At 65.3% G+C, this 23,375-nt stretch carries 21 protein-coding genes and 12 tRNA genes; 10 read left to right on the top strand and 23 right to left on the bottom strand.

Going from position 1 to position 23,375, the window contains the following annotated elements:
• Positions 1 to 127 precede the first annotated feature (127 nt).
• Positions 128 to 697, top strand: a complete 570-nt coding sequence (locus tag CV_RS15805) for a lysophospholipid acyltransferase family protein (RefSeq protein ID WP_043596492.1) — start codon at positions 128 to 130, stop codon at positions 695 to 697.
• A gap of 58 nt (positions 698 to 755) precedes the next feature.
• Here the strand turns inward: CV_RS15805 and CV_RS15800 are convergent, their stop codons facing one another.
• Both CV_RS15800 and CV_RS15795 read right to left on the bottom strand, forming a co-directional pair.
• The gene (locus tag CV_RS15800) at positions 756 to 1,313 is read right to left on the bottom strand and encodes a DUF1415 domain-containing protein (protein ID WP_011136754.1); all 558 of its coding nucleotides are present in this window, start codon (positions 1,311 to 1,313) and stop codon (positions 756 to 758) included.
• A gap of 102 nt (positions 1,314 to 1,415) precedes the next feature.
• On the bottom strand, positions 1,416 to 1,619 hold the full coding sequence (locus CV_RS15795; protein WP_043596489.1) for a cold-shock protein: 204 nt from the start codon (positions 1,617 to 1,619) through the stop codon (positions 1,416 to 1,418).
• A 301-nt stretch (positions 1,620 to 1,920) separates the two neighbouring features.
• Here CV_RS15795 and CV_RS15790 point away from each other — a divergent pair, with 301 nt between their 5' ends.
• On the top strand, positions 1,921 to 3,027 hold the full coding sequence (locus CV_RS15790) for an HD domain-containing phosphohydrolase (RefSeq protein WP_011136752.1): 1,107 nt from the start codon (positions 1,921 to 1,923) through the stop codon (positions 3,025 to 3,027).
• A 9-nt stretch (positions 3,028 to 3,036) separates the two neighbouring features.
• On the opposite strand, the gene CV_RS15785 is transcribed toward CV_RS15790, so the two are convergent.
• On the bottom strand, positions 3,037 to 3,882 hold the full coding sequence (locus CV_RS15785) for a dienelactone hydrolase family protein (protein ID WP_011136751.1): 846 nt from the start codon (positions 3,880 to 3,882) through the stop codon (positions 3,037 to 3,039).
• A 189-nt stretch (positions 3,883 to 4,071) separates the two neighbouring features.
• Here CV_RS15785 and CV_RS15780 point away from each other — a divergent pair, with 189 nt between their 5' ends.
• Positions 4,072 to 5,232, top strand: coding sequence for an HD-GYP domain-containing protein (locus CV_RS15780; RefSeq protein ID WP_011136750.1), 1,161 nt, complete (start codon positions 4,072 to 4,074; stop codon positions 5,230 to 5,232).
• A 6-nt stretch (positions 5,233 to 5,238) separates the two neighbouring features.
• On the opposite strand, the gene CV_RS15775 is transcribed toward CV_RS15780, so the two are convergent.
• The 5 genes from CV_RS15775 to yjgA are packed head-to-tail and all read right to left on the bottom strand — an operon-like array spanning position 5,239 to position 8,493.
• Positions 5,239 to 5,814, bottom strand: a complete 576-nt coding sequence (locus CV_RS15775) for a hypothetical protein (protein ID WP_011136749.1) — start codon at positions 5,812 to 5,814, stop codon at positions 5,239 to 5,241.
• A 21-nt stretch (positions 5,815 to 5,835) separates the two neighbouring features.
• Positions 5,836 to 6,348, bottom strand: coding sequence for a PaaI family thioesterase (locus CV_RS15770; protein ID WP_011136748.1), 513 nt, complete (start codon positions 6,346 to 6,348; stop codon positions 5,836 to 5,838).
• 53 nt (positions 6,349 to 6,401) lie between these two features.
• Positions 6,402 to 7,376 carry a YheT family hydrolase gene (locus CV_RS15765; protein WP_011136747.1) on the bottom strand — a complete coding sequence of 325 codons (975 nt, stop codon included), beginning with the start codon at positions 7,374 to 7,376 and terminating at the stop codon, positions 6,402 to 6,404.
• Positions 7,373 to 7,951 (bottom strand): molybdopterin adenylyltransferase, encoded by a 579-nt coding sequence (mog, locus tag CV_RS15760; RefSeq protein ID WP_011136746.1) that lies wholly within the window; start codon positions 7,949 to 7,951, stop codon positions 7,373 to 7,375. Before mog ends, CV_RS15765 begins: the two co-directional genes overlap by 4 nt.
• The gene (gene yjgA / locus CV_RS15755; protein ID WP_011136745.1) at positions 7,951 to 8,493 is read right to left on the bottom strand and encodes a ribosome biogenesis factor YjgA; all 543 of its coding nucleotides are present in this window, start codon (positions 8,491 to 8,493) and stop codon (positions 7,951 to 7,953) included. The genes mog and yjgA overlap by 1 nt, the downstream gene beginning before the upstream one ends.
• A gap of 83 nt (positions 8,494 to 8,576) precedes the next feature.
• Here yjgA and pmbA point away from each other — a divergent pair, with 83 nt between their 5' ends.
• From pmbA to CV_RS15730, 5 genes are all read left to right on the top strand, one after another.
• Complete coding sequence (gene pmbA, locus CV_RS15750; RefSeq protein ID WP_043596488.1) at positions 8,577 to 9,920, top strand: metalloprotease PmbA; 1,344 nt, start codon at positions 8,577 to 8,579, stop codon at positions 9,918 to 9,920.
• On the top strand, positions 9,917 to 10,564 hold the full coding sequence (gene alkB, locus CV_RS15745; protein ID WP_011136743.1) for a DNA oxidative demethylase AlkB: 648 nt from the start codon (positions 9,917 to 9,919) through the stop codon (positions 10,562 to 10,564). The genes pmbA and alkB overlap by 4 nt, the downstream gene beginning before the upstream one ends.
• 3 nt (positions 10,565 to 10,567) lie before the next feature.
• Positions 10,568 to 11,461, top strand: coding sequence for a DNA-3-methyladenine glycosylase family protein (locus CV_RS15740; RefSeq protein ID WP_011136742.1), 894 nt, complete (start codon positions 10,568 to 10,570; stop codon positions 11,459 to 11,461).
• Between the two features lie 208 nt (positions 11,462 to 11,669).
• A complete protein-coding gene (locus CV_RS15735; protein WP_011136741.1) occupies positions 11,670 to 12,809 on the top strand; it encodes a patatin-like phospholipase family protein in 1,140 nt (379 codons plus the stop codon).
• A gap of 216 nt (positions 12,810 to 13,025) precedes the next feature.
• Positions 13,026 to 13,526 carry a disulfide bond formation protein B gene (locus CV_RS15730; RefSeq protein WP_011136740.1) on the top strand — a complete coding sequence of 167 codons (501 nt, stop codon included), beginning with the start codon at positions 13,026 to 13,028 and terminating at the stop codon, positions 13,524 to 13,526.
• A 16-nt stretch (positions 13,527 to 13,542) separates the two neighbouring features.
• Here CV_RS15730 and CV_RS15725 read toward each other — a convergent pair whose 3' ends face one another.
• The 14 genes from CV_RS15725 to CV_RS15660 form a co-directional block, all read right to left on the bottom strand.
• A complete protein-coding gene (locus tag CV_RS15725) occupies positions 13,543 to 15,219 on the bottom strand; it encodes a CHASE2 domain-containing protein (protein WP_011136739.1) in 1,677 nt (558 codons plus the stop codon).
• 9 nt (positions 15,220 to 15,228) lie between these two features.
• The gene (locus CV_RS15720) at positions 15,229 to 16,761 is read right to left on the bottom strand and encodes a FecR family protein (RefSeq protein ID WP_011136738.1); all 1,533 of its coding nucleotides are present in this window, start codon (positions 16,759 to 16,761) and stop codon (positions 15,229 to 15,231) included.
• A gap of 163 nt (positions 16,762 to 16,924) precedes the next feature.
• Positions 16,925 to 17,001, bottom strand: a tRNA-Asp gene (locus CV_RS15715).
• A gap of 6 nt (positions 17,002 to 17,007) precedes the next feature.
• Positions 17,008 to 17,084, bottom strand: a tRNA-Val gene (locus CV_RS15710).
• A 27-nt stretch (positions 17,085 to 17,111) separates the two neighbouring features.
• A tRNA-Asp gene (locus CV_RS15705) sits at positions 17,112 to 17,188 on the bottom strand.
• A 6-nt stretch (positions 17,189 to 17,194) separates the two neighbouring features.
• Positions 17,195 to 17,271: transfer RNA gene (locus CV_RS15700), tRNA-Val, on the bottom strand.
• Between the two features lie 27 nt (positions 17,272 to 17,298).
• Positions 17,299 to 17,375, bottom strand: a tRNA-Asp gene (locus tag CV_RS15695).
• A 12-nt stretch (positions 17,376 to 17,387) separates the two neighbouring features.
• Positions 17,388 to 17,463 (bottom strand) — tRNA-Val (locus CV_RS15690).
• Between the two features lie 26 nt (positions 17,464 to 17,489).
• Positions 17,490 to 17,566 (bottom strand) — tRNA-Asp (locus CV_RS15685).
• 12 nt (positions 17,567 to 17,578) lie between these two features.
• Positions 17,579 to 17,654 (bottom strand) — tRNA-Val (locus tag CV_RS15680).
• A 26-nt stretch (positions 17,655 to 17,680) separates the two neighbouring features.
• Positions 17,681 to 17,757 (bottom strand) — tRNA-Asp (locus CV_RS15675).
• Positions 17,758 to 17,769: 12 nt separating this feature from the next.
• Positions 17,770 to 17,845 (bottom strand) — tRNA-Val (locus CV_RS15670).
• A 26-nt stretch (positions 17,846 to 17,871) separates the two neighbouring features.
• A tRNA-Asp gene (locus CV_RS15665) sits at positions 17,872 to 17,948 on the bottom strand.
• Positions 17,949 to 17,960: 12 nt separating this feature from the next.
• Positions 17,961 to 18,036 (bottom strand) — tRNA-Val (locus CV_RS15660).
• 212 nt (positions 18,037 to 18,248) lie between these two features.
• Here CV_RS15660 and CV_RS15655 point away from each other — a divergent pair.
• Positions 18,249 to 19,214 carry an acetyl-CoA carboxylase carboxyltransferase subunit alpha gene (locus CV_RS15655; protein ID WP_011136737.1) on the top strand — a complete coding sequence of 322 codons (966 nt, stop codon included), beginning with the start codon at positions 18,249 to 18,251 and terminating at the stop codon, positions 19,212 to 19,214.
• Positions 19,186 to 20,523 (top strand): tRNA lysidine(34) synthetase TilS, encoded by a 1,338-nt coding sequence (gene tilS / locus CV_RS15650; RefSeq protein WP_043596485.1) that lies wholly within the window; start codon positions 19,186 to 19,188, stop codon positions 20,521 to 20,523. The genes CV_RS15655 and tilS overlap by 29 nt, the downstream gene beginning before the upstream one ends.
• A gap of 236 nt (positions 20,524 to 20,759) precedes the next feature.
• Here the strand turns inward: tilS and CV_RS15645 are convergent, their stop codons facing one another.
• The gene (locus CV_RS15645; RefSeq protein WP_011136735.1) at positions 20,760 to 23,111 is read right to left on the bottom strand and encodes a TonB-dependent receptor; all 2,352 of its coding nucleotides are present in this window, start codon (positions 23,109 to 23,111) and stop codon (positions 20,760 to 20,762) included.
• Between the last annotated feature and the right edge of the window lie 264 nt (positions 23,112 to 23,375).

The raw sequence follows: 23,375 nt of genomic DNA, 5'->3' as shown, positions 1-23,375 counted from the left end.
TACTGGTAGTGTTTCATTTAGTACATTCAGCGCCTTCCACGTGTTTGGCGCCCGCTCCGACGCTGGGGCGGCGCGCTGGATGCCGCCTCCTGCGCGCGTACGGGCGCCGCTGTACAACAGGGCTGCCATGCATTTCACCATTTTCGATACCCCCATCATCCGCGATCTGTTCCGCTGGCTGTCCATCGTCATGCTCAGGCTGTGCGGCTGGAAGCTGAAGGGCGCGTTTCCCGCGCAGGACAAGTACGTGATGATAGGCGCGCCGCATACCAGCAACTGGGATTTTCCGATCACGCTGGGTTTGTGCTTCGCCGCGCGCGCCAAGATTTACTGGATGGGCAAGCACACGCTGTTCAAGGGGCCGATGGGGCCGGTGATGCGTTGGCTCGGCGGCGTCCCGGTGGCGCGGCACCAGAACAACTCGCTGGTGCAGCAGATGGTGGACGTGTTCCAGCGCAGCGACCGGCTGGTGCTGGCGATTCCGCCGGAAGGCACGCGCAAGGCGGTCAAGGAATGGAAGACCGGCTTTTATCACATCGCCTGCGGGGCGGGGGTGCCGATCGCACTGGCCTATCTGGACTATGGGCGCAAGGAGGGCGGCTTTGGTCCGCTGTTCCAGCCTAGCGGCGACATCGAAGCCGACATGCCCAGGATCCGGGCCTTCTATGCGGACAAGCAGGGCCGCTATCCGCGTTGAGGAGAGGCAAACGACAAAGCGCAGCCATGGAGCTGCGCTTTTTGTGTTTCGGAGAGCCTTATTCGGACGGCTTGGGCGCGAACAGCGCCTTCCAGCCGGCCAGACCCAGCTTCTGCAGGGTTTCGATATTGCGCTCGTAGATGGCCTCGGCCTCCGGGAAGGCCTCCACCGCGCGGTCTATGCTGGCTTCGCGGATCAGGTGCAGCGTCGGGTAGGGCGAGCGGTTGGTGTAGTTGTCGATGTCGTTGACGCCGGTGCCTTCGAACTGGAATTTGGGATGGAAGCTCGCCACCTGGATCACGCCGTCTAGTTCCAGGTCGTCGACGATGGCGTCGGCGATGTCCAGGAATTCGTTGAAATCCAGGAATCGGCCCAGCGTGTCGGGATGTACCAGCAGCGTGGTGTCGATTTCCTGAGGATCGGTGTCGGCCAGCAGTTTCAGCTCCGCGGCCAGCTCTTGGGCAAGCTGTTGCGGATTGGCGGCTTCGCTCACCTGGATGCGCACCTGGTTCTTCACGTACACGGATTTGGCGAACGGGCACAGATTCAGGCCGATCACCGCTTTCTCAACCCATTCGCGGGTGGCGGCGATCACGGTTTCGTGCTTGTCGGACATGCAGGCTCCTGTAGGGCTGGCGCGGATCGGCTCGATCAGAATGCAAAAAACCCGGACAGGTCCGGGTTTTGTCATCACTGCCAGATGATCTCTCGAAAGAGATTAGATGGGCTGGATGTTGGAGGCTTGCTTGCCCTTCGGGCCTTCGACGATGTCGAAGCTCACGCGCTGGTTTTCGGCCAGGGAGCGGAAGCCCTTGGCGTTGATTTGGGAGAAGTGAGCAAATACGTCGTCGCCGCCTTCGTCCGGGGTGATGAAGCCAAAGCCTTTGGAGTCGTTAAACCACTTAACGGTACCGGTTGCCATTTTGTTAAATTCCTCAAAACGAGCAGTTGAATAAAAGGCACGAAGATCAAGGGAAATGGCGACTGAGGTACGGCTATTGCCACTACGACAACTACACATCACACAACTTGAGCATCCTGCGGGAGGCATAGTGCCTCTAGTTGCACGCTATGGCAAGCGTTTTCTTCAGGAATCGTCTGTTTTTACGAATCTTTAATACGTTTGGACAGGATATTTACATTGGGTGGAACGACGCTTGCCGGGATGCGGAGCGGCCTGGCTTGCATATACTGGATAGGATGCCAATCCGAAAGGACCCCATATGGCTACGCTGCAACTGATGCCGGAAATCATCGATCCGATCTCGTTTCAAGACTTTCGCGACGCCTTGTCCGATTACGCGCCGCAACTGGAACAGCTGGTCTGCCAGCTGGAGGATGGCAGCGGCAACGAGGAAAAGATCGCCCAGCTGTTCCGCATCCTCCACAGCGTCAAGGGCGACGCCAGCCTGTGCCAGGTGCACTTCGTGGAGCCCTATGTGCACGTGCTGGAGCACCTGCTGGACAGGGTGAGGCACAAGGAGCTTCCTTATCTGGACGTGCTGGGCGACGTGCTGCTGCTGGTGATGGACCGGCTGGTGCTGATGCTGGACGCCGTCGCGCAGGATTGGCCGCTCGACGACCTGCGGATGGACGCCTTGCGGATGCGGCTGGAGCCGCTGCTGGACAAGAGCGCCGACGAGCTGCCCCAGGCTTGCGCCAGGCTGGTGGCCAGCATGATGGGACAGGCGCCTTCCTCCTCCCAGGCTGCGGGCGAGCATGGCGCTAGCCATGGAGGCCATCGCTTCGCCGACCTGCAGTTTTTCCGCTCGCTGGCGGTGCAGCTGGAGCAGCGCGTTCCGGCCTATGCCGGCCGCACCGAGCGCAATCTGGCGCTGGCGCTGGAAACCAACCGGCTGGCCGAGCAGCCGCTGCCTATGGAGCAACTGGCGGCTGCCATCTACATGCACGATATCGGCATGATGCTGCTGCCGGAGTCCTTGTGGCTGAAGGCCGGGCGGTTGAGCGAGGAGGACAGGCGGGCGCTGTCCGCGCATCCGGGCTGGGCGTCGGGATTGCTGGAGCGGATGCCCGGTTGGGAGGAGGCCGCGGTGATGGTGGCCCAGCATCACGAACGTCCGGACGGCAGCGGCTATCCGGATGGTCTGACGGACGGGGCCATCTGCTCGGGCGCCAGCCTGCTGGCGCTGGTGGACGCGTTCGAGTCGGTGATGCTCAAGCACGCCCAGCAAGGCCAGCGCCGTTCGATGCTGCGGGCGGTGGCCGAGCTGAACGCGTCGGAGCGGCAGTTCGACCCCTACTGGCTGCAGCTGTTCAACCAGGTGGTGCGCACCCGGCTGGAGCTGGGCAATGTGGTCGGCGGCACCTAGCCGGGCCGCTCAGCGCGCGCCGTGGCGGGCGAACCAGTCCAGCATCCTGCGCCAGGCGTCGCCGGCGTCGCGCGGATGATAGCTGGGACGGTAGTCGGCGTTGAAGCCGTGGCCAGCGTCCGGATAGACGACGATTTCGCTTCCCTTGCCGGCGGCGCTCAGCGCGGCCTTCATTTTATCCACCCCGGCGAGCGGGATGCTCTGGTCCTGCCCGCCATACAACCCCAGCACCGGCACCTTCAACTCGCCGGCGATGTCCAGCGGCTGGCGCGGCATATTGGCGTTCGCCGCGCCTTCCAGCTTGCCATACCAGGCGGCGGCGGCCTTCAGCCGTGGATTGTGCGCGGCGTAGAGCCAGGCCTGGCGTCCGCCCCAGCAGAAGCCGGTGACGGCGGCGCGGTCCAGATCGGCGCCGTGCGCGCCGGCCCAGCGCCAGGTCGCGTCCAGATCGCTCAGCACCTCGCTGTCCGGCACCTTGGAGACGATATCCCGCAGCAGGCTGTCTATGTCCGGCGCTTGCGCCGGCTTGCCGTGGCGGAAATACAGTTCCGGCGCCACCGCCAGGTAGCCCTGCTTCGCCAGGCGGCGGCACAGGTCCTGGATGTGTTCGTGCACGCCGAAGATTTCCTGGATCACGATCACCAGCGGCCAGGGGCCATCGCCCTGGGCGGGACGGGCGTAGTAGCCCGGCATCGTTCCATGGCCGGTGTCGATGTCCGGCTGGCCGGTTTGCAGTTGCCGGTTGTCGGTGACGATGGTGCTGGCGGCGATGGGCTGGACCGCAAGGGCGAAGCCCAGGCTGCCTGCTCCGGCCAGGAAAGCGCGGCGGGGAAGGGATGCGTTGCTGTCGCTCATGTCGGGGCGGCTCCTGTAGCGGATGCGCGGGCTGGCATCCGCGCGCGTTTTCGATAAAATTTAAATAAAATCCCGGCAACTGCTCTAGCTAGAACTAACAAAACCGGCGACGCGCCCGATAACAGGGCAGGACCGGGCGGTTTTTGAAGCGATAGCCGGCGAAGCCGGCGCAACTGACGCAAGTGAAATATGACGGATTCGTCTGCAAAGGTAAAACTGCCGCGCAATTTTCTCCGCGCCGGCCAACAGGCTCCGGTGGATGTGTACGCCAAGAACGGCGTGCTGTTGCTGAAGAGGGGGCTGTACGTGCTGACGGAAGCGCAGCGCGACCGCCTGGCGCAGCTGGGGCATGGCGAAAGCGAGGAAGTGTCGGCCAGGCTGGAGCGGGAGCGGTTGGAGCGCGCCGCCCAGCGCGAGAAGGAGGCCGAGCAGCAGCGCAATAGCGCCAATCCGCTGCAGGAAATGGCTTTCTTGCTGCGGCGGGCCGAGGGCGTGCTGCAGCATGGCCTGGCGGTGCGCGATCTGGCGGGCAGTCTGCTGGACATGGCGGAAGGCTTGCTCGCTTTGAGCCGCCGCCATCCGGACGGCGTGCTGGCCAGCGTGTTCCTGTTGCCGTTCCAGGACATCGGCAGCGCGCAGAGCGTGCACGTGGCCGCGGTGCTGGCGGTACTGGGCCGGCGGCTGGGCCTGTCCGACGCCGAGCTGCGGCCGATGCTCGGCGCGGCGCTGAGCATGAACCTCGCCATCACCGGCCTGCTCAACCAGCTGGCGGCGCAGAGCGCGCCGATGGACCTGGCCCAGCAGGAGGCGATGTTCGCCCATCCGGCCTTGGGTTCGGCCATATTGCGCGAGGCCGGCGTCGACGACGAGTACTGGCACCTGCTGGTGCAGCAGCACCATGAGCAGCAGGACGGCAGCGGCTATCCGCAAGGGCTTGCCGGCGAGGAAATCGAAACCGATGCCCTGCTGCTGCAGATGGTGGATCTGGTGTGCGGCTGCGTGCACAATCCGCAGCCGCAATTGCCGGCGCTGGTGCTGGGCAGCCTGTTCCGCGGCGAGCTGGGCGGCTTTCCGCCCCAGCATGTGTCGCTGCTGGTCAAGGAGATGGGCGTTTATCCGCCCGGCAGCTTTGTCAGGCTGGCCAGCAACGAGGTGGCGGTGGTCACCCACCGCGGCGACAAGGCCAACACGCCCAAGGTGGCGGCGCTGCGCCGGCTGGACGGGCCGCCGTACGCCGACCCGCTGCTGCGCGACAGCCGGCAGGCGGCCTACCAGGTGCTGGAGCCGGTGGCGGCTTCGGCGGCGGCGGTCAAGCCCGCCTATCTGTACAAGCTCTGGTACAAGCCCTGAACCGCTTCAGGGATGGGTCGGGCCGGCGGCCGCCAGCGGCCGGATTCTGACCTGGCTCAGATCCTTGATCTTCCATACCCGGCGCATGTGGCCGAAATCCCGCCGCCGCTCGTCTGACAGCTTCACTTCCGGCAGGAAGGACATTTCCACCTGCACCTGGCCCAGGTATGCCGTTTCGCCGGCATCCAGGTGGAAGGGCGCGTTCAGCGGAAACTGCCTCATCCTCAGGTCGACGCCGAAAACGCCGTCCTCCATCCAGTGTGCCCATGCGCCCGAGACGCGGTAGTCGCCCGGCGGCAAGGTCATCAGCACCAGCTTGCCCTCCGCCGGAGACATGCCTTCCTCGCCGAACACGGTATCGGTGATCAGGCTGGCGACATCCTGGGACACCACCCGTCCGCCGGCGTCGCTGACGGACAGGCCTATGGTGGCGCGGTCGGGGTCGAAAGCCTTGCCGGTCAGCGACACGATGGCGTAGGCCTGGCCCGGCGGCGGCGTCAGCGTGCCCCTGAGGCGGTCGGCCATGGTGGCGCAGCCGGTGAGCAAGGCGAACGCGCAGCACAGCAGCGCGGTGCGGATCATGTGTTTTTCCTTTTGAACGAGCTAGCCGGCCGGGGCGTCGAAGATCATGCAGGTGGTGGTGGCGTGGGCGTACAGTTTGCCGGCTGCGTCCTGCAGCCTGGCTTCCGCGGTGGCCATGCGCCCGCCGGAATGGATGACCTGGCCGCGGCACAGCAGCTTGCCATGGCGTGGCAGAACGGCGCGCACGAAATTCACTTTCAACTCCAGCGTAGTGTAGCCCTTGCCGCGCGGCAGCAGCGAATGGACGCTGCAACCCATCGCGGAGTCCAGCAGCGTGCTGATCACGCCGCCGTGGACGCTGCCGATCGGATTGAAATGGGACTCGTGCGGGACGAAGGCGAATTCGACTTCGCCTTCCGTTGCGCGAACGAAGTCGAAGCCGAGCAGCTTCATCACCGGCGGCGGCGGGATGTCGCCGGCCTCCATCGCCCGCAGGTATTCCAGGCCGCTGAGCGTTTGGGCGGCGCGGGCGCCTATCATCGGATCGTCCCACTGGACGGTAAGGCTGCGTGCGGCGGTGTCTGGGCTGGTCATTGGCGTTCCCCTGGAGGCAAGTTCTCAAACTTGCCATCGGGAAGGCGGAATCGTCAACGGCTATGACATTCGGGCGCGGCGCTTTGCAGATGCGGCGCGATGAACGCCAGCAGCCGTTGTGGCAGCCAGTCTATCCGTCCGGGGAAAGGGCCGGTGGCGAAGCCCACATGTCCGCCGTCGCTGGGGAAGTCCAGCGTCACGGCAGGCGACACCTGGCTGGCGTCGGGCAGCGCGCTCTCCGGCAGGAAGGGATCGTTGCGGGCGTTCAGCACCAGCGTCGGGCGGGCGATCTGGCCGAGCCGGGGCTTGCTGCTGGCTTGGGTCCAGTAATTGAGCGCGGTGCCGAAGCCATGGATGGGGGCGGTGACCAGGTCGTCGAACTCGATGAAGGTGCGCGCGCGGCTCAGCCTGGCGCCGTCGAACAGGCCCGGATGGCGCTGCAGCGACGCCATCGCCTTCGGTTTCAGCGTGTCCATGAACATCCGGGTGTAGAGGAGCTTGCCCAGGCCGCGGTCCAGCCGGGTGCTGGCGGCCACCAGGTCCAGCGGCGCGGACACCGCGGCGGCGGCCAGCGGCAGCGCGGCTTGGCCGTCGTCCGCCAGGTAGTTGAGCAGCATGCTGCCGCCCAGCGACACGCCGACGGCGGCGATGGCGGCGAAGCGGCCGGACAGCCGCTGCAGGATCCAGCGCACTTCGGCGGCGTCGCCGGCGTGGTAGGCGCGCGGCAGCGGGTTGTCCACGCCGCCGCAGCCGCGGAAGTGCGACACCGCGCCGTGCCAGCCGCGCGCGGCCACCGCCTGCATCAGCGCCTTGGCGTAATGGCTGGCGCTGCTGCCTTCCAGGCCGTGGAACAGCACCACCAGCGGCGCGCCGGGCTGGCCGTCGACGAAGTCCAGCGCGATGCGCGCGCCGTCCGGGGTATCCCACAGCTCGCGGCGGTAGGACGGCGCGTCCTGCTTGACCGCCAGCGCCGGCCAGATGGTTTGCGCGTGGCCGCCCCGCAGCCAGCGCGGCGCGCGGTAGCTCATGGCGCCGGCTTGACGGCGGACTTGGGCCGGAAGGCCTTGACCACCGCTTCATCGGTTTCGATGTAGGGCGCGCCGATTAGGTCCAGGCAGTAGGGCACGGCGGCGAAGATGCCGGGCACCTCCACCTTGCCGTCGGCCCCGCGCAGGCCTTCCAGCGTTTCCTGGATCGCCTTGGGCTGGCCGGGCAGGTTCAGGATCAGGCTCTGCTTGCGGATCACGCCGACCTGGCGCGACAGGATGGCGGTGGGGACGAAGCGCAGGCTGATCTGGCGCATCTGTTCGCCGAAACCGGGCATTTCCCGGTCGGCCACCGCCAGCGTGGCGTCCGGCGTCACGTCGCGCGGCGCCGGGCCGGTGCCGCCGGTGGTCAGCACCAGCTGGCAACCCTCGTCGTCGACCAGCGCCTTCAGCGCGGCCTCGATGCCCGGCTGCTCGTCGGGGATCAGCCGGCTGACGGTTTCGAACGGCGTGGCGATCGCGCGCGCCAGCCATTCCCGCAGCGCGGGCAGGCCCTTGTCCTCGTACACGCCTTGGCTGGCGCGGTCGGAAATGGAAACCAGGCCTATCTTCAGCATTATTCTTCGTCCTCGTCCTTTTGCCACAGCCGCGGCTTGCCCGGCTCCGGGATCAGCGCCTTGATTTCCTGGAACAATTGGCGGTAGGCCTTGGGCGGTTTGTTGTCCTGCAGCTCCTTGCGGGCGTTGCGCATCAGCGTGCGCAGCTGCTGCGGATCGCCTTCCGGGAAGGCGGCCAGGAAGTCGGACAGCGCCTTGTCGTCGGCCATCAGCTTTTCGCGCCAGCGTTCCAGCAGGTGTTGCCAGGCGATGTGTTCGGACGACTCGCCCTTCAGCACTTTCAGGTATTCGCGGATCGGTTCCGGATCGACGTCGCGCATCAGCTTGCCGATGTACTGCATCTGGCGGCGCAGCGCGCCGTTGGCGGTGAAACGTTTATAGTCCAGTACGGCGGTGAGCAGATCTTCCGGCAGCTGCATCTTCTTCAGCGTGTCCTTGGACAGGTCGACCAGTTCGCGGCCCAGATCCTGCAGCGCGTCCATGTCGCGCTTGCGCTGGGACTTGCTGACGAAGCCGTCGTCGTCGTTCTGGTAATCGGTCATCGTTGCTAGGTCTCACTCGGTTTTCAAGGCTGGTATGATACCGGAAAAGGCCGTCGGCCGTTTCCACTGTTCCGAAAGATACTATGGCAGATAAGACATTCAGTTTCAGTTCCGACACCCTGGGCGGCATCGCCGGCCGCGTGCTCGAGCTGGCGAGCCAGCAGGGCGCCAGCTCGGCCGAGGTCGACGTTTCCGAGGGCGTCGGCCAGACCGTGAGCGTGCGCCTGTCCGAGGTGGAAACCATAGAGTACAACCAGGACAAGGGCGTCAGCGTCACCGTCTATCTGGGCAAGAAAAAGGGGCATGCCAGCACGTCGGATTTCTCTGACGAGGCGCTGTCCGATACCGTGCGGGCCGCGCTGGACATTGCCCGCTACACGGCGGAGGACGACTGCGCCGGCCTGGCGGATCCGCAACTGCTGGCCGACGATCTGCCGGACCTGGACCTGTTCCATCCCTGGCAGTTGCCGGTGGAAGAGGCGATCGAGCTGGCGCGCCGCTGCGAGGACGCCGCGCGCGCGGTGGACGCCCGCATCCGCAACTCCGAGGGCGCCAGCGTGTCGGTGCAGGCCAACCAGTTCGTATACGCCAACAGCAACGGTTTCAGCGGCGGCTTCGCCGGCAGCCGCCACAGCTTGTCGGCCGCCGTGGTGGCCGAGCAGGATGGCGTGATGCAGCGCGACTACTGGTACTCCGCCGCCCGCCATCAGGATGATCTGGCGTCGGTGGAGGAGATCGGCCGCATCGCCGGCGAGCGCGCGGTGCGCCGTCTGGGCGGGCGCCGGGTCAAGACCGGCCAGTACCCGGTGCTGTTCGAAGCGCCGGTGGCGATGTCGCTGCTCGGGCATCTGGCCGCGGCGATCAGCGGCGGCAACCTGTACCGCAAGTCGTCCTTCCTGCTGGACGCGCTGGGCAAGCCGGTGATGGCGTCCCGGGTGACGATAGACGAAGACCCGTTCCTGCTGCGCGGCCTCGCCAGCAGCGCCTTCGACAACGAGGGCGTGGCGACCAAGGCGCGGCGGCTGGTGGACGGCGGCGTGCTGCAGGGCTACTTCCTCAGCAGCTACTCTGCGCGCAAGCTGGGCATGCAGACCACCGGCAACGCCGGCGGCGCGCACAACCTGGTGGTCCATTCCACCGGCGAGAGTTTCGCCGAGGTGCTGTCGCGCATGGGCAGCGGCCTGCTGGTGACCGAGCTGCTGGGCCAGGGCGTCAATACCGTCACCGGCGACTATTCGCGCGGCGCGGCCGGCTTCTGGGTGGAAAACGGCGTGATCGCCTACCCGGTGGAGGAAATCACCATCGCCGGCAATCTGCGCGACATGTTCGTCAATATCGAAGCCATCGCCGACGATACGCTGGACCGCGGCGGCCGCCGCATCGGCTCGGTGCTGGTGGGCGGCATGATGGTGGCCGGCGAGGAGTGAGCGACAGCCTGTTCGCGCCGGACGACGGCCCGTGGACCGAGCGGCTGTCGGCCGGCGCCGCCTTGCTGCACGGCTGGGCCTGCGCCGGCGACGCGGAGCTGGTCGCCGCGGTGGAGGCGGTCGTAGCGCAGTCTCCGCTGCGCGGCATGGTGACGCCCGGCGGGCAGGCCATGTCGGTGACCACCGCCAGCTGCGGCGACTGGGGCTGGGTGTCCGATCGCCGCGGCTACCGCTATTCCGCCGTCGATCCGGATAAGGGACGGCCCTGGCCGGCGATGCCTGGGCCGCTGCGCGAACTGGCGCGCGGCGCGGCCGCCGAGGCGGGTTTTGCCGGCTTCGATCCCGACGCCTGCCTGATCAACTGCTACCTGCCCGGCGCCCGGATGGGCCTGCATCAGGACAAGGACGAGCGCGATTTCTCCGCGCCCATCGTTTCCGTGTCGCTGGGCCTGCCGGCGATATTCCTGCTGGGCGGCCTGAGCCGCGCCGACAAAACCGCCCGCATCCTGCTGCAGCATGGCGACGTGCTGGTGTGGGGCGGGCCGGACCGGTTGCGCTTTCATGGCGTGCTGCCGGTCCAGCCGGGCATTCACCCGCTGCTCGGCGGCCGGCGTCTCAACCTCACTTTCCGCAAGGCCTTTTGATCCATGTCCGTCATCGATTGCGATATCGCGCTGCCGGCCGGCTTCCGGCCGCAGGACATCCTGGCCTTCCACCGTCGCGACGGCGAGCGCCTCGCCGAGCAGGTGGACGACGACGGCCTGAGAAAGGGCCTGTTGTGGCAAGGCCTGCCCGCCTGCCTAGACTTGCGCTTCCGGCCCGGCTGGGCCGTCCTCAGGCTGGATGTCGACGGCGGGGCGGCAGAGGCCCGGGCGCTGGAGGACATCGGCCGGCGCATGCTGGGCCTGAACCAGCCGGTGGAGGCGTTCGAGCGCCGATACCGCGACCATCCCCAACTGGGCGGCCTGATCGCCGCGCGCGCCGGCCTCAGGGTGCCGCAGACGGCCACGCCGTTCGAGGCGCTGGCCTGGGCGATCACCGGCCAGCAGATCAGCGTGGCGGCGGCGGTGACGATACGGCGGCGGCTGCTGCAATTGTGCGATTGCCGCCATTCTTCCGGCCTGCTGTGCCACCCGGACGCGCCGCGGCTGGCGGCGCTGACGGCGGATCAACTGGGCGAGGCCGGCTTTTCCCGCGCCAAGAGCCGGGCCTTGCTGGCGCTGAGCCAGGGCGCGGCGAGCGGCGCGCTGCCGCTGGATGGCTGGCTGGACGGCGCGCCGGCGGAGGAGATCGCCGAGCGGCTGCTGGCGGTGCCGGGCATCGGGCCATGGACGGTCAGCTACGCGCTGTTGCGCGGCTACGGCTGGCTGGACGGCTCGCTGCACGGCGACGTGGCGGTGCGCAAGGCGCTGGGCATGGCGCTGGGCATGGCCGACAAGCCCGACCAGAAGCAGGCGCAGCAGTGGCTGGACGCGTTCTCGCCGTGGCGGGCGCTGGTGGCCGCCCACCTGTGGGCATCGCTGCAGGCGGGGGGATTCTGACCGCTCGCGCGATCCGCCGCGCTTTGTCGAGGCGATATCGCAAACGCCATCCGAATGGCTATCTTCGCGGGCAAGTTCCGCTTTTCTCGCCGCGCTGTCTCGCATGCCCAAGCCCGCCGGATCGCGAACGCGGTCTGGCGCTTGCCGTCGCTTCGTCTTTTTGACTATGTCTAAATAGAACTGACAAGGCGTTAAGAAAGAGACGAGCATGGGCAGACCGAGCAAGATCGGTTTGGTGCTGTCGGGCGGGGGCGCCCGCGCGGCCTACCAGGTAGGGGTGCTGCTGGGCATTGCCCGCTTGCTGCCGGACCCCAGGCACAATCCTTTTCCCATCATCTGCGGCACCTCGGCCGGCGCGATCAACGCGGTGGCGCTGGCTTCCGGCGCCGGCAATTACCAGCTGGCGGTGAGCACGCTGGCCAAGGTGTGGAAGCAGCTGCACATCCCCGATGTCTACGACGTCGGCGCCATGTATTTCATCAAGACCTTTCTCCACTTCGGCGTTTCGCTGTTGAGCGCCGGCCATGCCTGGACGAATCCGCAGAGCTTTCTCGACAACGCGCCGCTGCGGCAGACGCTGGGCAAGATGATGCCTTTCGACGGCATCGAGCCGTCCATCGCTTCCGGCGCGCTGCAGGCGCTGGCGCTGACCGCGTCCTGCTACACCACCGGGATGTCGGTCACGTTCTTCCAGGGCGAGGAAAGCCTGGGGGAGTGGACGCGCTACCAGCGGCTGGGGGTGCGCGAGCGGATCGGGCTGGATCACCTGATGGCCACGGCGGCGATTCCGCTGATCTTTCCCTCGGTGCGGATAGGCGAGAAGTTTTATTGCGACGGCGCGGTGCGCCAGCTGTCGCCATTGTCGCCGGCGCTGCACCTGGGGGCGGAGAAGCTGTTCGTGGTCGGGTTGGCCAGCAAGCGTCCGGACACGATAGAACGCCGCACTGTCGGCTCTTATCCAATGCCGGCCCAGATCTTCGGCCACCTGCTCAACAGCGTGTTCATCGACAGCATGGCGGTGGACATGGAGCGCCTGACCCGGATCAACCATACCGTATCGCTGCTGCAAAGCAACGAGGAGCTGGCCTGCCAGACCCAGCTGAAAAAGGTGGACATCTTCCAGTTGAATCCCAGCCAGTCGCTGGAGGGCATCGTTTACCGCCATACCCATTTGTTTCCGCCGATGCTGCGTTTCATCATGCGCGGCGCCGGCGCAACCCGTCAGCGGGGCACCGCGTTGGCCACTTATCTGCTGTTCGAGCCGGCTTATTGCCGGGAGCTGATCGCGCTCGGTTACCGCGACACGCTGCATCACAAGCACGCCATCCGCGAGTTTCTGGAGCTGTAGGCGCTTTGGGCAGGCGGGCCAGGCGGGAGCAAGCCTGGCGGCGCTGGCTTCCCTTGGGACCGTTTTCCGCACCCTGTGTCCGGCGGAAAGCGGCCTGCGGCCGGAAAAGCCTTTGAGCAGGCTCCCCGCTCCGGAACTTTGCCGGGCCGCCCCAATCTCAGCTTTTCCGTTTACACTGCGTTCACTCACAAGACATAACAGGAAAGGTCAAGGGGGATGGGTTTGAATATCACGAACCGTCAGGGGTTCTTGCTGGTGGCGGCGGCTTGCGCCGGCGCCATCGGCTTTGCGCTGTTCGCGCAATACCAGCTGGGGGAGGAGCCATGCCCGCTGTGCATTCTGCAGCGCATCGGCGTGATGGCGGTCGGCGCGCTGGCCTTGCTGGCCGCGTTGCACAATCCCGGCAAGACTGGCGCGAAGGTATGGGGCGGGCTGATGACGCTGGCCGCGCTTTCCGGCGCGGGCGTGTCGCTGCGCCAGCTGTGGCTGCAGAGCCTGCCGGCCGACCAGGTGCCGCAGTGCGGGCCGGGCCTGGAGTTCCTGATGGAGTCCTTCCCATTGTGGGAGGTGTTGTCCAAGGTGCTGAAGGGCAGCGGCGAGTGCGCGGCCATCCAGGGGCGTTTCCTCGGCATGACCATGCCGTTCTGGGTGGCGGTGTTCTTTGCCGGCGTGATCGTCTGGACCTTGTGGCTGGTTGGGCGCCGCCGCCGCGGCTGAACCGTTTCCCGGATGTTCAATCCTGCCGCGCGGACGTTATGTCCGCGCTTTTTTTTGCGCCGTTCCCGGGTGGGCCTTGGTAAAGGCTGGCGCGGTTGCGGCCGCCGCGCTTGGCTTCGTACAGCGCCTGATCTGCCTGCTCGAACAGGGTGCGCGTGCTGTCCGCCGGTCCGGGGATGCAGGCGCATACGCCTATGCTACAGCTGATCTTGCCGAGCGGGCTGGCGGAATGGGGCAGCTCCATCGCCGCCAGGCGGCCGAGAAAGCGCTCCGCGGCGGACAGCGCCTGCGGCGTGTCCCCCGGCGTCAGCAGCACGCCGAACTCCTCCCCGCCCAGCCGGGCGGTCAGCTGGCCTTTCTGGCGAAAGCAGTCCTTGAGCGCGCGGGCCACTTTCTGCAGCGCTTCGTCGCCGGCGTAGTGGCCGTAATGGTCGTTGTATTTCTTGAAGTGGTCTATGTCCAGGATCAGCAGCGCCAGCGGCTTGCGTTTCTGCCGGCATTGTTCCACCGCGTGGCCGAACGCCTCGTCGAAATGGCGGCGGTTGTAGAGCCGGGTCAAGCCATCGGTGAAAGCCAGCGAGAACAGCTGGGCCTGGCCGCTGACGTAGCGCATCGTGCCGCTGAGCAGCAGCAGGATGGCCACCACGCTGCCGCCGGCCCACAGCGAGGCGAAGTAGAGCAGGGCGGCCGAAGACAGCAGCACCACCGCCGACGCCAGCGCGTAGCCTGCCAGCAGGCTGCGCGCGCGCACCCGGCGCGACAGCAGCCAGTCTCCCAGTCCCAGCAGCAGGGCCCCCAGCAGGCACTCCAGCAGCAGCGGCATCGGGCGTATCTGCTGGTGGGTGAGCAGGCCGTGGACCATGTAGGCGTCGATTTCCACGCCCGACATGCCGGTATTGTTGGCCGAGACCGGGGTCGGCTGCTGATTGCCCAGGCCGTTGGCGGTCACGCCTATCAGCACGATGCTGTCTTCGAAGAACGAGGCCGGCAGCCGGTTCAGCGCGTCGCTGTACGACACCGTGTGAAAGGGCTTGGGGCCGCTGCTGAACGGCACCATCACCAGGTCGCGGCGCTGCCAGGCCTGGCCCGGGCGAGGGCGTTGGGGCGCGGGGATGGTTTCCTTCCTGCCGTCTGAGACGGCGCAGACGGCGGCGGCGAAGCTGGGATAGCGCGGCGCGCCCAGCCCGGCTTTCAGGTAGACGCGGCGTATGGTGCCGTCGTCGTCGCGCTCATAGTCGGTGTGGCCGAGGGCGGCCATCGCGGAGGCGATCGGCGGCAGGGGGCGGGTTTCCAGCAATTGGCCGCCCTGCAGTTCGGGAAAGACCGGGCCGACCACCTTGCCGTTGCGGCGGATGGCCTCGGCAAGATGCTTGTCCGCCTCGGGATGGTCGCGCGAGGGCTCGGCGATGGCGATGTCGAAGCCGATCGAGCTGGCGCCGCCCAGCTTGTCGAGCAGTTGGGCGTGATAGGCGCGCGGCCATGGCCATCGGCCCAGCTCAGCCAGGCTTTTTTCATCTATGGCGATGACGATGAGGTTCTGGTCCGGCTTGTGCAGCGGGTTGGCCCGGGTCAGACTGTCGTACAGCCAGAAATCCAGTCGCCCCATCAGCTGGCTGGCGATGAGCAGCAGGCCAAGGAGAGCGAGCAGCAGGGGAATGCCCCTGCTGTAGCGGGATATCTGGATGGAACGCATGGTGTGATTTTACGGCAAAAGCAGCGCCGGATATCGCTCTTCGGCATGATATCCGCCATCGCCGTCCACCAGGATGGTGGCGGCGAAGCGCCCGCTGGGCATGCGCAGCAAGGACCAGCTGGGTTCGGCCGCGCTTTGTTGCCAGACTATGCGTCCGGGTTCGTCCGGCCGGGCCAGTTGCAGCGTGTAGCGGGCGTTTGCGACCGGATAGCGGCGGGCCTGCAGCTTGCGGTCGCCGGGCAGGCTCATTTCATACCAGGCCTTGATCCTCAGTTCCTGAGTGTTGCCGTAGGGGCCGGGCTGGCCCTGGCTGTCCAGCGAAGCCAGCCGCCAGTACCATTTCCCCTTGTCCGGCAGGTTGAGGGCGAAGCTATCCTGCTCCAGCCGGCCCTGGTACCAGATGTCGGCGAAGGCCGGGTCGCGCGCGACCTGGAGCCAGGCCGGACGTTCGGGGCTGGCGCTGCTGCCCACCCACAGGGTTTGCCCGCGCTGGCTGATCCGCTTGCCGTCGCTGAAGATCAGCGGCGGCAGCGGACTGGCGGCCAGCATGAAGCCGCGGCTGGCGTCGTAGCCTTCGATGCCTTGGGCGTTTCGGGCGCGAATTGTCAGCAAATAGCGGCCATTTTTTGGGAGTTCAGGGTAAAAGCGCGCGGTTTCCGCGCTGCGATTGTACAGTTGCTGCTGGGTCTGGGCGTCGGAAATCGCCAGTTGATAGCCGGCTTCGCCTTCCTGCTTGTGCCATTCCAGCAAGGGCGGATTGAAAGGGCTGACCGTGATCACGCCGTCGAGCGCGGGCGCCTTGGGCAGCGCCACCGATTGCTTGCCGCCGTTGCGGCCGCCGAATCTGGCGGGGATGTCGATTTCGCCGGCATCGGACGCCAGGCTGACCTTGCCGTGAAGCACTTCGGTCGCCGTATCCTTGTCATCCAGGCTGCGCACGCGAAATTCGGTGCCGCGCACCGTGGTCACCGCGGAGGGTGTGTAGATCTGGTAGCGGTTGGGCATCAGCTGCCTGGGCACCACGGCGTTGCTGGCCGAGCCGTGATCGAGCCGGTTTTGCGACTGGATGGCGCCGGTGGTGGGGTAGAACACTTGCTTGCCCAGCGTCAGCTTGCTGTTGGACCAGAGCTGGAGCATGGAGCCGTCCGCCATCCGCAGTTTCAGCATGGCGTCCTTGCCGGTGGAGATGCGGCTGCCGGCCTGTAGGTGAAGGCCCGGCGCCGCCTTCAGCGCCTGCCCATCCGAATCCTGCACGCTGACCATGCCGGACAGGGCTTCGATGGTGACCGAGGATTCGTTCTGCCGGGTCCAGCTGTAAGGCACGACCAGCTGGCTGCCGGGCGTCAGCCGGTAGGGGTTGGCGATGCCGTTTTGCTGTTGCAGTTTCGGCACATAGGAGGGGGAGGTCAGGTGCTTGGCGGCAAACGACCACAGCGTATCTCCCGCCTGGACCGTGTACTGCCATGTGGCCTCATCGCCGCCGCTGCCGGCCCAGGAGGCGTGGCTGCTCAAGCACAGCGCCAGCAGGGCTGTCTTGTTCATGTGAAATCTCTTGATGTGAATTTTTAAAAGTCTGACAGTATTGCCAGCAATCCTGCATTTTGCAACCGCAACATGCGAATGGGGTGAGGAGGGCTGCGCATGTTGGGCTCATGCTGTGGCGGGAAATGCAAAAAAGCAGCCTTGGGCTGCTTTCTTGCAAGATTGGCGGAGTGGACGGGACTCGAACCCGCGACCCCCGGCGTGACAGGCCGGTATTCTAACCAACTGAACTACCACTCCGTTTTCTGGTGGGCGGTACTGGACTCGAACCAGCGACCCCTGCCGTGTGAAGGCAGTGCTCTACCAACTGAGACTAACCGCCCAGAAAACTATCTACTGCTTGAAACTGTTGGCGGAGTGGACGGGACTCGAACCCGCGACCCCCGGCGTGACAGGCCGGTATTCTAACCAACTGAACTACCACTCCGTTTTCTGGTGGGCGGTACTGGACTCGAACCAGCGACCCCTGCCGTGTGAAGGCAGTGCTCTACCAACTGAGACTAACCGCCCAGAAAACTATCTACTGCTTGAAACTGTTGGCGGAGTGGACGGGACTCGAACCCGCGACCCCCGGCGTGACAGGCCGGTATTCTAACCAACTGAACTACCACTCCAACCGCAAACTTTGGTGGGCGTTGACGGAGTCGAACCGCCGACATTCTGCTTGTAAGGCAGACGCTCTACCAACTGAGCTAAACGCCCGATATTCGGGTACTGCTTGAAACCGTTGGCGGAGTGGACGGGACTCGAACCCGCGACCCCCGGCGTGACAGGCCGGTATTCTAACCAACTGAACTACCACTCCAACCGCAAACTTTGGTGGGCGTTGACGGAGTCGAACCGCCGACATTCTGCTTGTAAGGCAGACGCTCTACCAACTGAGCTAAACGCCCGATATTCGGGTACTGCTTGAAACTGTTGGCGGAGTGGACGGGACTCGAACCCGCGACCCCCGGCGTGACAGGCCGGTATTCTAACCAACTGAACTACCACTCCAACCGCAAACTTTGGTGGGCGTTGACGGAGTCGAACCGCCGACATTCTGCTTGTAAGGCAGACGCTCTACCAACTGAGCTAAACGCCCGATATTCGGGTACTGCTTGAAACCGTTGGCGGAGTGGACGGGACTCGAACCCGCGACCCCCGGCGTGACAGGCCGGTATTCTAACCAACTGAACTACCACTCCAACCGCAAACTTTGGTGGGCGTTGACGGAGTCGAACCGCCGACATTCTGCTTGTAAGGCAGACGCTCTACCAACTGAGCTAAACGCCCTGAAACCGTTTCGCTGTGTGCGTTTCAGCGAGGAGGCGAATTAAAGCACAGGGTTTAAGCTCGCGCAAGTGCCAGGCGGAAGTTTTTTTGCAGAAAGCCCGTGTTTTGAATATTTGCTCCATTTTTTCAGGTTTTTGCCGGGTCTGCGGGTGACGCCGGCTTCGCGCCTCATGTATCATGCCGCGATTAGGTTTGACGGATGATTGTAAAGAATGAAGCCGACCTTTCTCGATTTTGAGCAGCCGATTGCCGAGCTCGAGAACAAAATTGAAGAGCTGCGTTTCGTGCAGGACGACTCCGTGCTGGATATCTCCGAGGAGATCGCCCGTCTGCAGAAGAAGAGTCTGGAACTGACCAAGACTCTATACGCCAAGCTGACGCCGTCGCAGATCGCGATGGTGGCTCGCCATCCGCAGCGCCCTTATACGCTGGATTACATCCAGGCCATCTTTACCGACTTCGAAGAGTTGCACGGCGATCGCGCCTTTGCGGACGATGCCGCCATCGTCGGCGGTCTGGCGCGCTTCAACGGCCAGTCGGTGATGGTGATCGGCCACCAAAAGGGACGCGACACCAAGGAAAAGATTCGCCGCAATTTCGGCATGCCGCACCCGGAAGGCTATAGAAAGGCATTGCGCCTGATGAAGCTGGCCGAGAAGTTCGGCATCCCGGTGCTCACCTTCGTCGATACCACCGGCGCTTGGCCGGGCATCGGCGCGGAAGAGCGCGGCCAGTCCGAGGCGATCGGCCGCAATCTGTACGAGATGACCAATCTGCGCGTGCCCATCGTCGTCACGGTGATCGGCGAGGGCGGTTCCGGCGGCGCGTTGGCCATCGCTGTGGGCGACCACGTCAACATGCTGCAGTACGCGACTTATTCGGTGATCTCTCCGGAAGGCTGCGCGTCCATTCTGTGGAAGACCGCCGAGCGCGCGTCCGACGCGGCCGAAGCGCTGGGCATCACCGCGCCGCGCCTGAAGACGCTGGGCCTGATCGACCGCGTGGTCACCGAGCCGGTGGGCGGCGCCCATCGCGACCATGCTCAGATGATGACCACCTTGAAGCGCGTGCTGCAGGATCAGCTGAAAGAAGTGCAGTCCAAGCCCATGGATGCGCTGCTGAAAGAACGTTTTGATCGCCTGATGAGCTATGGCCGCTTCAAGGAAGACGCCGCCTGAGCTGGCGGATAGCCTGATCGAGCATTGGCCGGACGAGTTGTCCGGCCTTTTCGCTTTTGAGGTCGGGTTTTCCGGCGGACTCGACTCGGTCGCCTTGCTGTCGCTGCTGTGCGAGGCGCGCGCGCGCCGGCCGGAGATCGGCTTGTCCGCGGTGCACGTTCATCACGGCTTGAGTCCAAACGCCGATGCCTGGGCCGCGCATTGCCAGGCGCTGTGCGACTCCCTGCGGGTGCCTTTGCGCATCGAACGGGTGCACGTCCGCGCCGGCGGCGGCGAAAGCGTCGAGGCGGCGGCGCGCGAGGCGCGCTACCAGGTTTACCGGCGCTCCGCATCCGAGGTGATCGCGCTGGCCCACCATCAGGACGATCAAGCCGAAACCATCCTGCTGCAACTGTTGCGCGGCGGCGGCGCGCGGGCGCTGGCGGCGATGCCGGCATTGCGCGAACTGGCGCCGGGCAAGCTGCTGTGGCGGCCGTTGCTGGAGATCCCCCGCGAGCGGCTGGAGGCTTACGTCAAGGCGCGCGGGTTTGCCTGGGTGGACGACGAAAGCAATCTGGACACCCGCTACCGTCGCAACCTGTTGCGGCACGACATTCTGCCTCGGCTGGAGCGGGCGCTTCCGCATTACCGCAGCCACCTGGCGCGCGCGGCGATGCTGCAGGCGGATGCCGCCGCCATCCTGGACGAAGTCGCGCGGGAAGACCTGCAAGCCTGCCGAACGGAAAACGGATTGGACTGCGGGAGCGTGCTGGCGCTGTCCGCGCCGCGCCGGCGCCAGACCCTGCTTGCCTGGCTGGATGCGCTGGGTTGGCCCGCGCCGGAGCCGGGCGCGCTGTTGGAGTTTTTGCGGCAGGCGGAATACGCGGAGCGGGGCGCCAGCCCGGTTCTGAGACTGCGGCAGGGGTGTCTGTTGCGTTTTGCCGATACTTTGCAGGCCTGGCCTAAAGCACAGTCAGAGCCGCCGGCCTCCACTGCTCTGCTGTGGCGCGGAGGCGACGCTCAGTCGCTGTCCGAGTGGGGCGGCGAACTGGCCTGGGAGCGGCGAGACGCCGGCGTGCCAGCGGCCTTGCTGGAAAGCGGCGCCTATCTGGCGCCGCGGCGAGGCGGAGAAAAACTGTCGGCTCGGGTTGGGCGGCGCGAAGTCAAGGACCTGCTGCGGGAGGCTGGGGTGCCGCCGTTGCTGCGTCGCCGCTGGCCGCTGCTGTATGGCGCGGATGGCGAATTGCTGGCGGTGCCGGGCATCGCGGTCTCCTACCGCGCGGCGGCGGATGGCGGCTGGTGGCCGTTGTGGCGGCCTGCCCGTCCTTAGAAACGCCGCCGTTGGCGGACCGTCGGCGGCGGATGAGGGTCTTCCCCAGAACTCAGGCCGCTTGACGCGATGGGCGTTCCCCAAGTCCCCGGATCGCCGTTCCGCGATCCATCCCCCTTTCTTCCGATCATGTTTTGCATCTGGCCGTTCAGTGGGGCGCGGCGCCTTCATCACTTCTGGAAACAAGAAAAAAGCCGGGCTTTCGCCCGGCTTTTGGATAGCGTCCGCTGCCGGAGCTACAGATCGACCTGCATCGTCACCGCCGCGCTGCGGGGCGCGCCCAGGTTGTAACGCACGGTGTCGGCTGCGTTGACCTTGGACGAGGTCGGGATGCGGTAGCTGGTATTGAACATATTGCTGACGTTCAGCTTGATGGTCGGATTCTTCAGCATGCCGATATTGCCGAAGCGGTAGCCGGCATCCAGATCCACCGTCGTGTATTCCGGCACCACCTCGTCGTTGACTAGGGTGGCGAACTGCTTGCCGGTGTGCTTGACGTCGGTGCGGACATACCAAGCGCCCGGCGAGTACTGCAGCGACAGCGCGGCCATCCAGCGCGGGGTCATCGGGAAGTCGTTGCCCTGGGTCTGCAGCACGGTGTTGCTGCCGGACGCGTCCTTCCAGTTCAGGTTGCTCTGGATTGCGCTGTGGTTGCTGGTGAACGAGGCGTAGGCGCTCCAGCCCTTGACCGGCACGGTGCCCAGCTCGATCTCGCCGCCCCAGGTATGTACGCCGCCGGCATTGATGTTCACCGATTTCAGCGTCACCGGGTCGTAGGAATTGGCCTGGCGATTGCTGAAATCGACGTTGAACAAGGAGCCGCTCAGCGTGACGATGTCGCCCTGCCAGCGATAGCCCAGGTCGGTGTTGACCGAGGTTTCCGGCACCACGTCGTTGTTCAGCACCACCTGGCCGTTGACCACCTGCACATTGCCGTTGCTGCTGCTGTAGGCGTAGTTGGGCACCGCGCGGTAGTTCTTGGTGATGTTGAAGAATACCTGCTGCTTGGGCGTCAGATAATAGCGCATGCCGAAGCTGGGCAAGGTTTCGCGGTAGGTTTTGCTGATGGTGTAATCGTAGGCCGCCGCGCAGGTCTTGCTGGAGGCGCCGCAGCCTTCGTTGGCGTGGTTGGTGAACTCGCGCTTGATCTGCGGCGTGCGCAGGCCGGCGTTGATGCCGAGGCGGTCGTCCAGGAAATTGAAGGTGCCGATGGCGAACAGCTGGGTGGCGGTGCTGACGGTTTCCCAGTCGCGGTACTGGTACAAGCTGCCGTCCGGACGGGTGATCAGGCCGGACCGCATCCATGGGTCCTGCGGGCTGCCGTCGGCGTTGGTCAGGCTTTCCGGTCCAGTCTGGATGTGTTGGGCGCGCTCGTACCAGACCCCGGCCTGCAGCAGGTGGTTGCCCAGGCTCTGCTCCATGGTGACGGTGATGCCCGGGCGGCGGGTGCGGGTGATGCTGCTGCCGTTGACCACGATGGTGTCCAGCGTATCGCCGTCGCCGTTCAGGTCCCTGGCCGCCGTGTCGGTATGGGCGGACTTGTTCAGGAAGGCGCTTTCGGACTGGGTCTGCTGGCTGGTGGCGCCGCCGTAGCCGTACCAGAAGTAGGGCTGGATCTTGACGCGGGTGTCGGGGCCCAGCTTCAGCACGGCGTCCACCTTGGCGATCACGTTCTCGAACGGGTTCTGCTGCAGCTGGTAGTAGGCGGGCGTCGGCCCGGTTTCCTTCTGCGCGGTGCCGTTCTTCGGCGGCAAGTGTCCCGGCACGAAGCTGGTGGAGTAGTCGTAGCCGTAGCCGGTCTGCTGCAGCTGCTGCAGCGTCGGGGTGCCGAAGGCGTTGCCGATCTGGCGGTTGTACAGCACGGACGCGTTGATGTAGCCGCCGCTGAAGTCGTAGCGGATGCCGGTGTCGACGTGGTCGCGCTTCATGCCGCCGGCGCCTTTCCACTTGTCGGTTTCGCTGTGCGAGTAGCTGGCGAAGGCGCGCGCCTTGCCGTCGGCGAACAGGCCGGTATCGCCGCGCACATAGGTGCGTTGCAGGCTGTTGCTGCCCAGGGTCTGGGCAAATCGCACGCGGCGTTCTTTTTCCGGATCGCAGGTGACGAAGCTCATATTGCCGCCGCTGGCGCCCATGTGCGGCGCATCGGTGTCGCTGGAGCCCTGGGTGACCGAGCCCTGGCACAGGTTTTCCAGATCGACGAATTCCTGCGGGTAGACGTTGTAGCTGCCGGAGTCGTTGACCGGCACGCCGTTGATGGTGACGCCGATCTGATCGGAGTTGAAGCCGCGTATGGTCAGCGCGCCGCCGAACATGCCGGTGTTGTCCTGGCTGGAGGCGTTGACGCCGGGCAGCATGTTGATGCCCTGGTAGATGTTCGAGGTCGGGCTTTGTTTCTCCAGCGCGGCCTTGCTGACGTCGCTGCGCGCGCGCGCGCCTTCCTGCTGCTGCAGCAAGCCGACTCCCAGCTTGTCTCCGGCGCCGGTGATGGTGACGGTCTGCAGCTGGGTTTCCTCCGCGAGCGCGGCCTGGCTGGCGAGCGCGGTGAGCACGGCCAGAGCCAAAGGACGCAAATATGCTTTTTTATTCATTGAATTTCCTGATTTGTAGAGAAATCAATTTTTAAATCGTTTGTGTTTTCTGCGCAGCCGTTCCCCTGCCGCAAGGCATGGGTTTTACGGCTATCGTTGCGCAGATCGACTGCTGGTCGGAGCGGAGGAGCGGTGGCTTTATTCGATTGAGGAAAGAGTCATGGTTGAGAATGGCTGCTCACCCAAGTTCTTGAAATGCTATCAATTCGAATTATTTTGCCTGGAAATTATTTTTAAGCGGCAAATCTAGTCGATTGTCATTTC

The sequence above is a fragment of the Chromobacterium violaceum ATCC 12472 genome (genome assembly GCF_000007705.1).
In the GTDB taxonomy this organism is placed as follows: Bacteria; Pseudomonadota; Gammaproteobacteria; order Burkholderiales; family Chromobacteriaceae; genus Chromobacterium; species Chromobacterium violaceum.
Note: the sequence above shows the minus strand (reverse complement) of the source record. Positions and strands in the feature narration are given on the sequence as shown.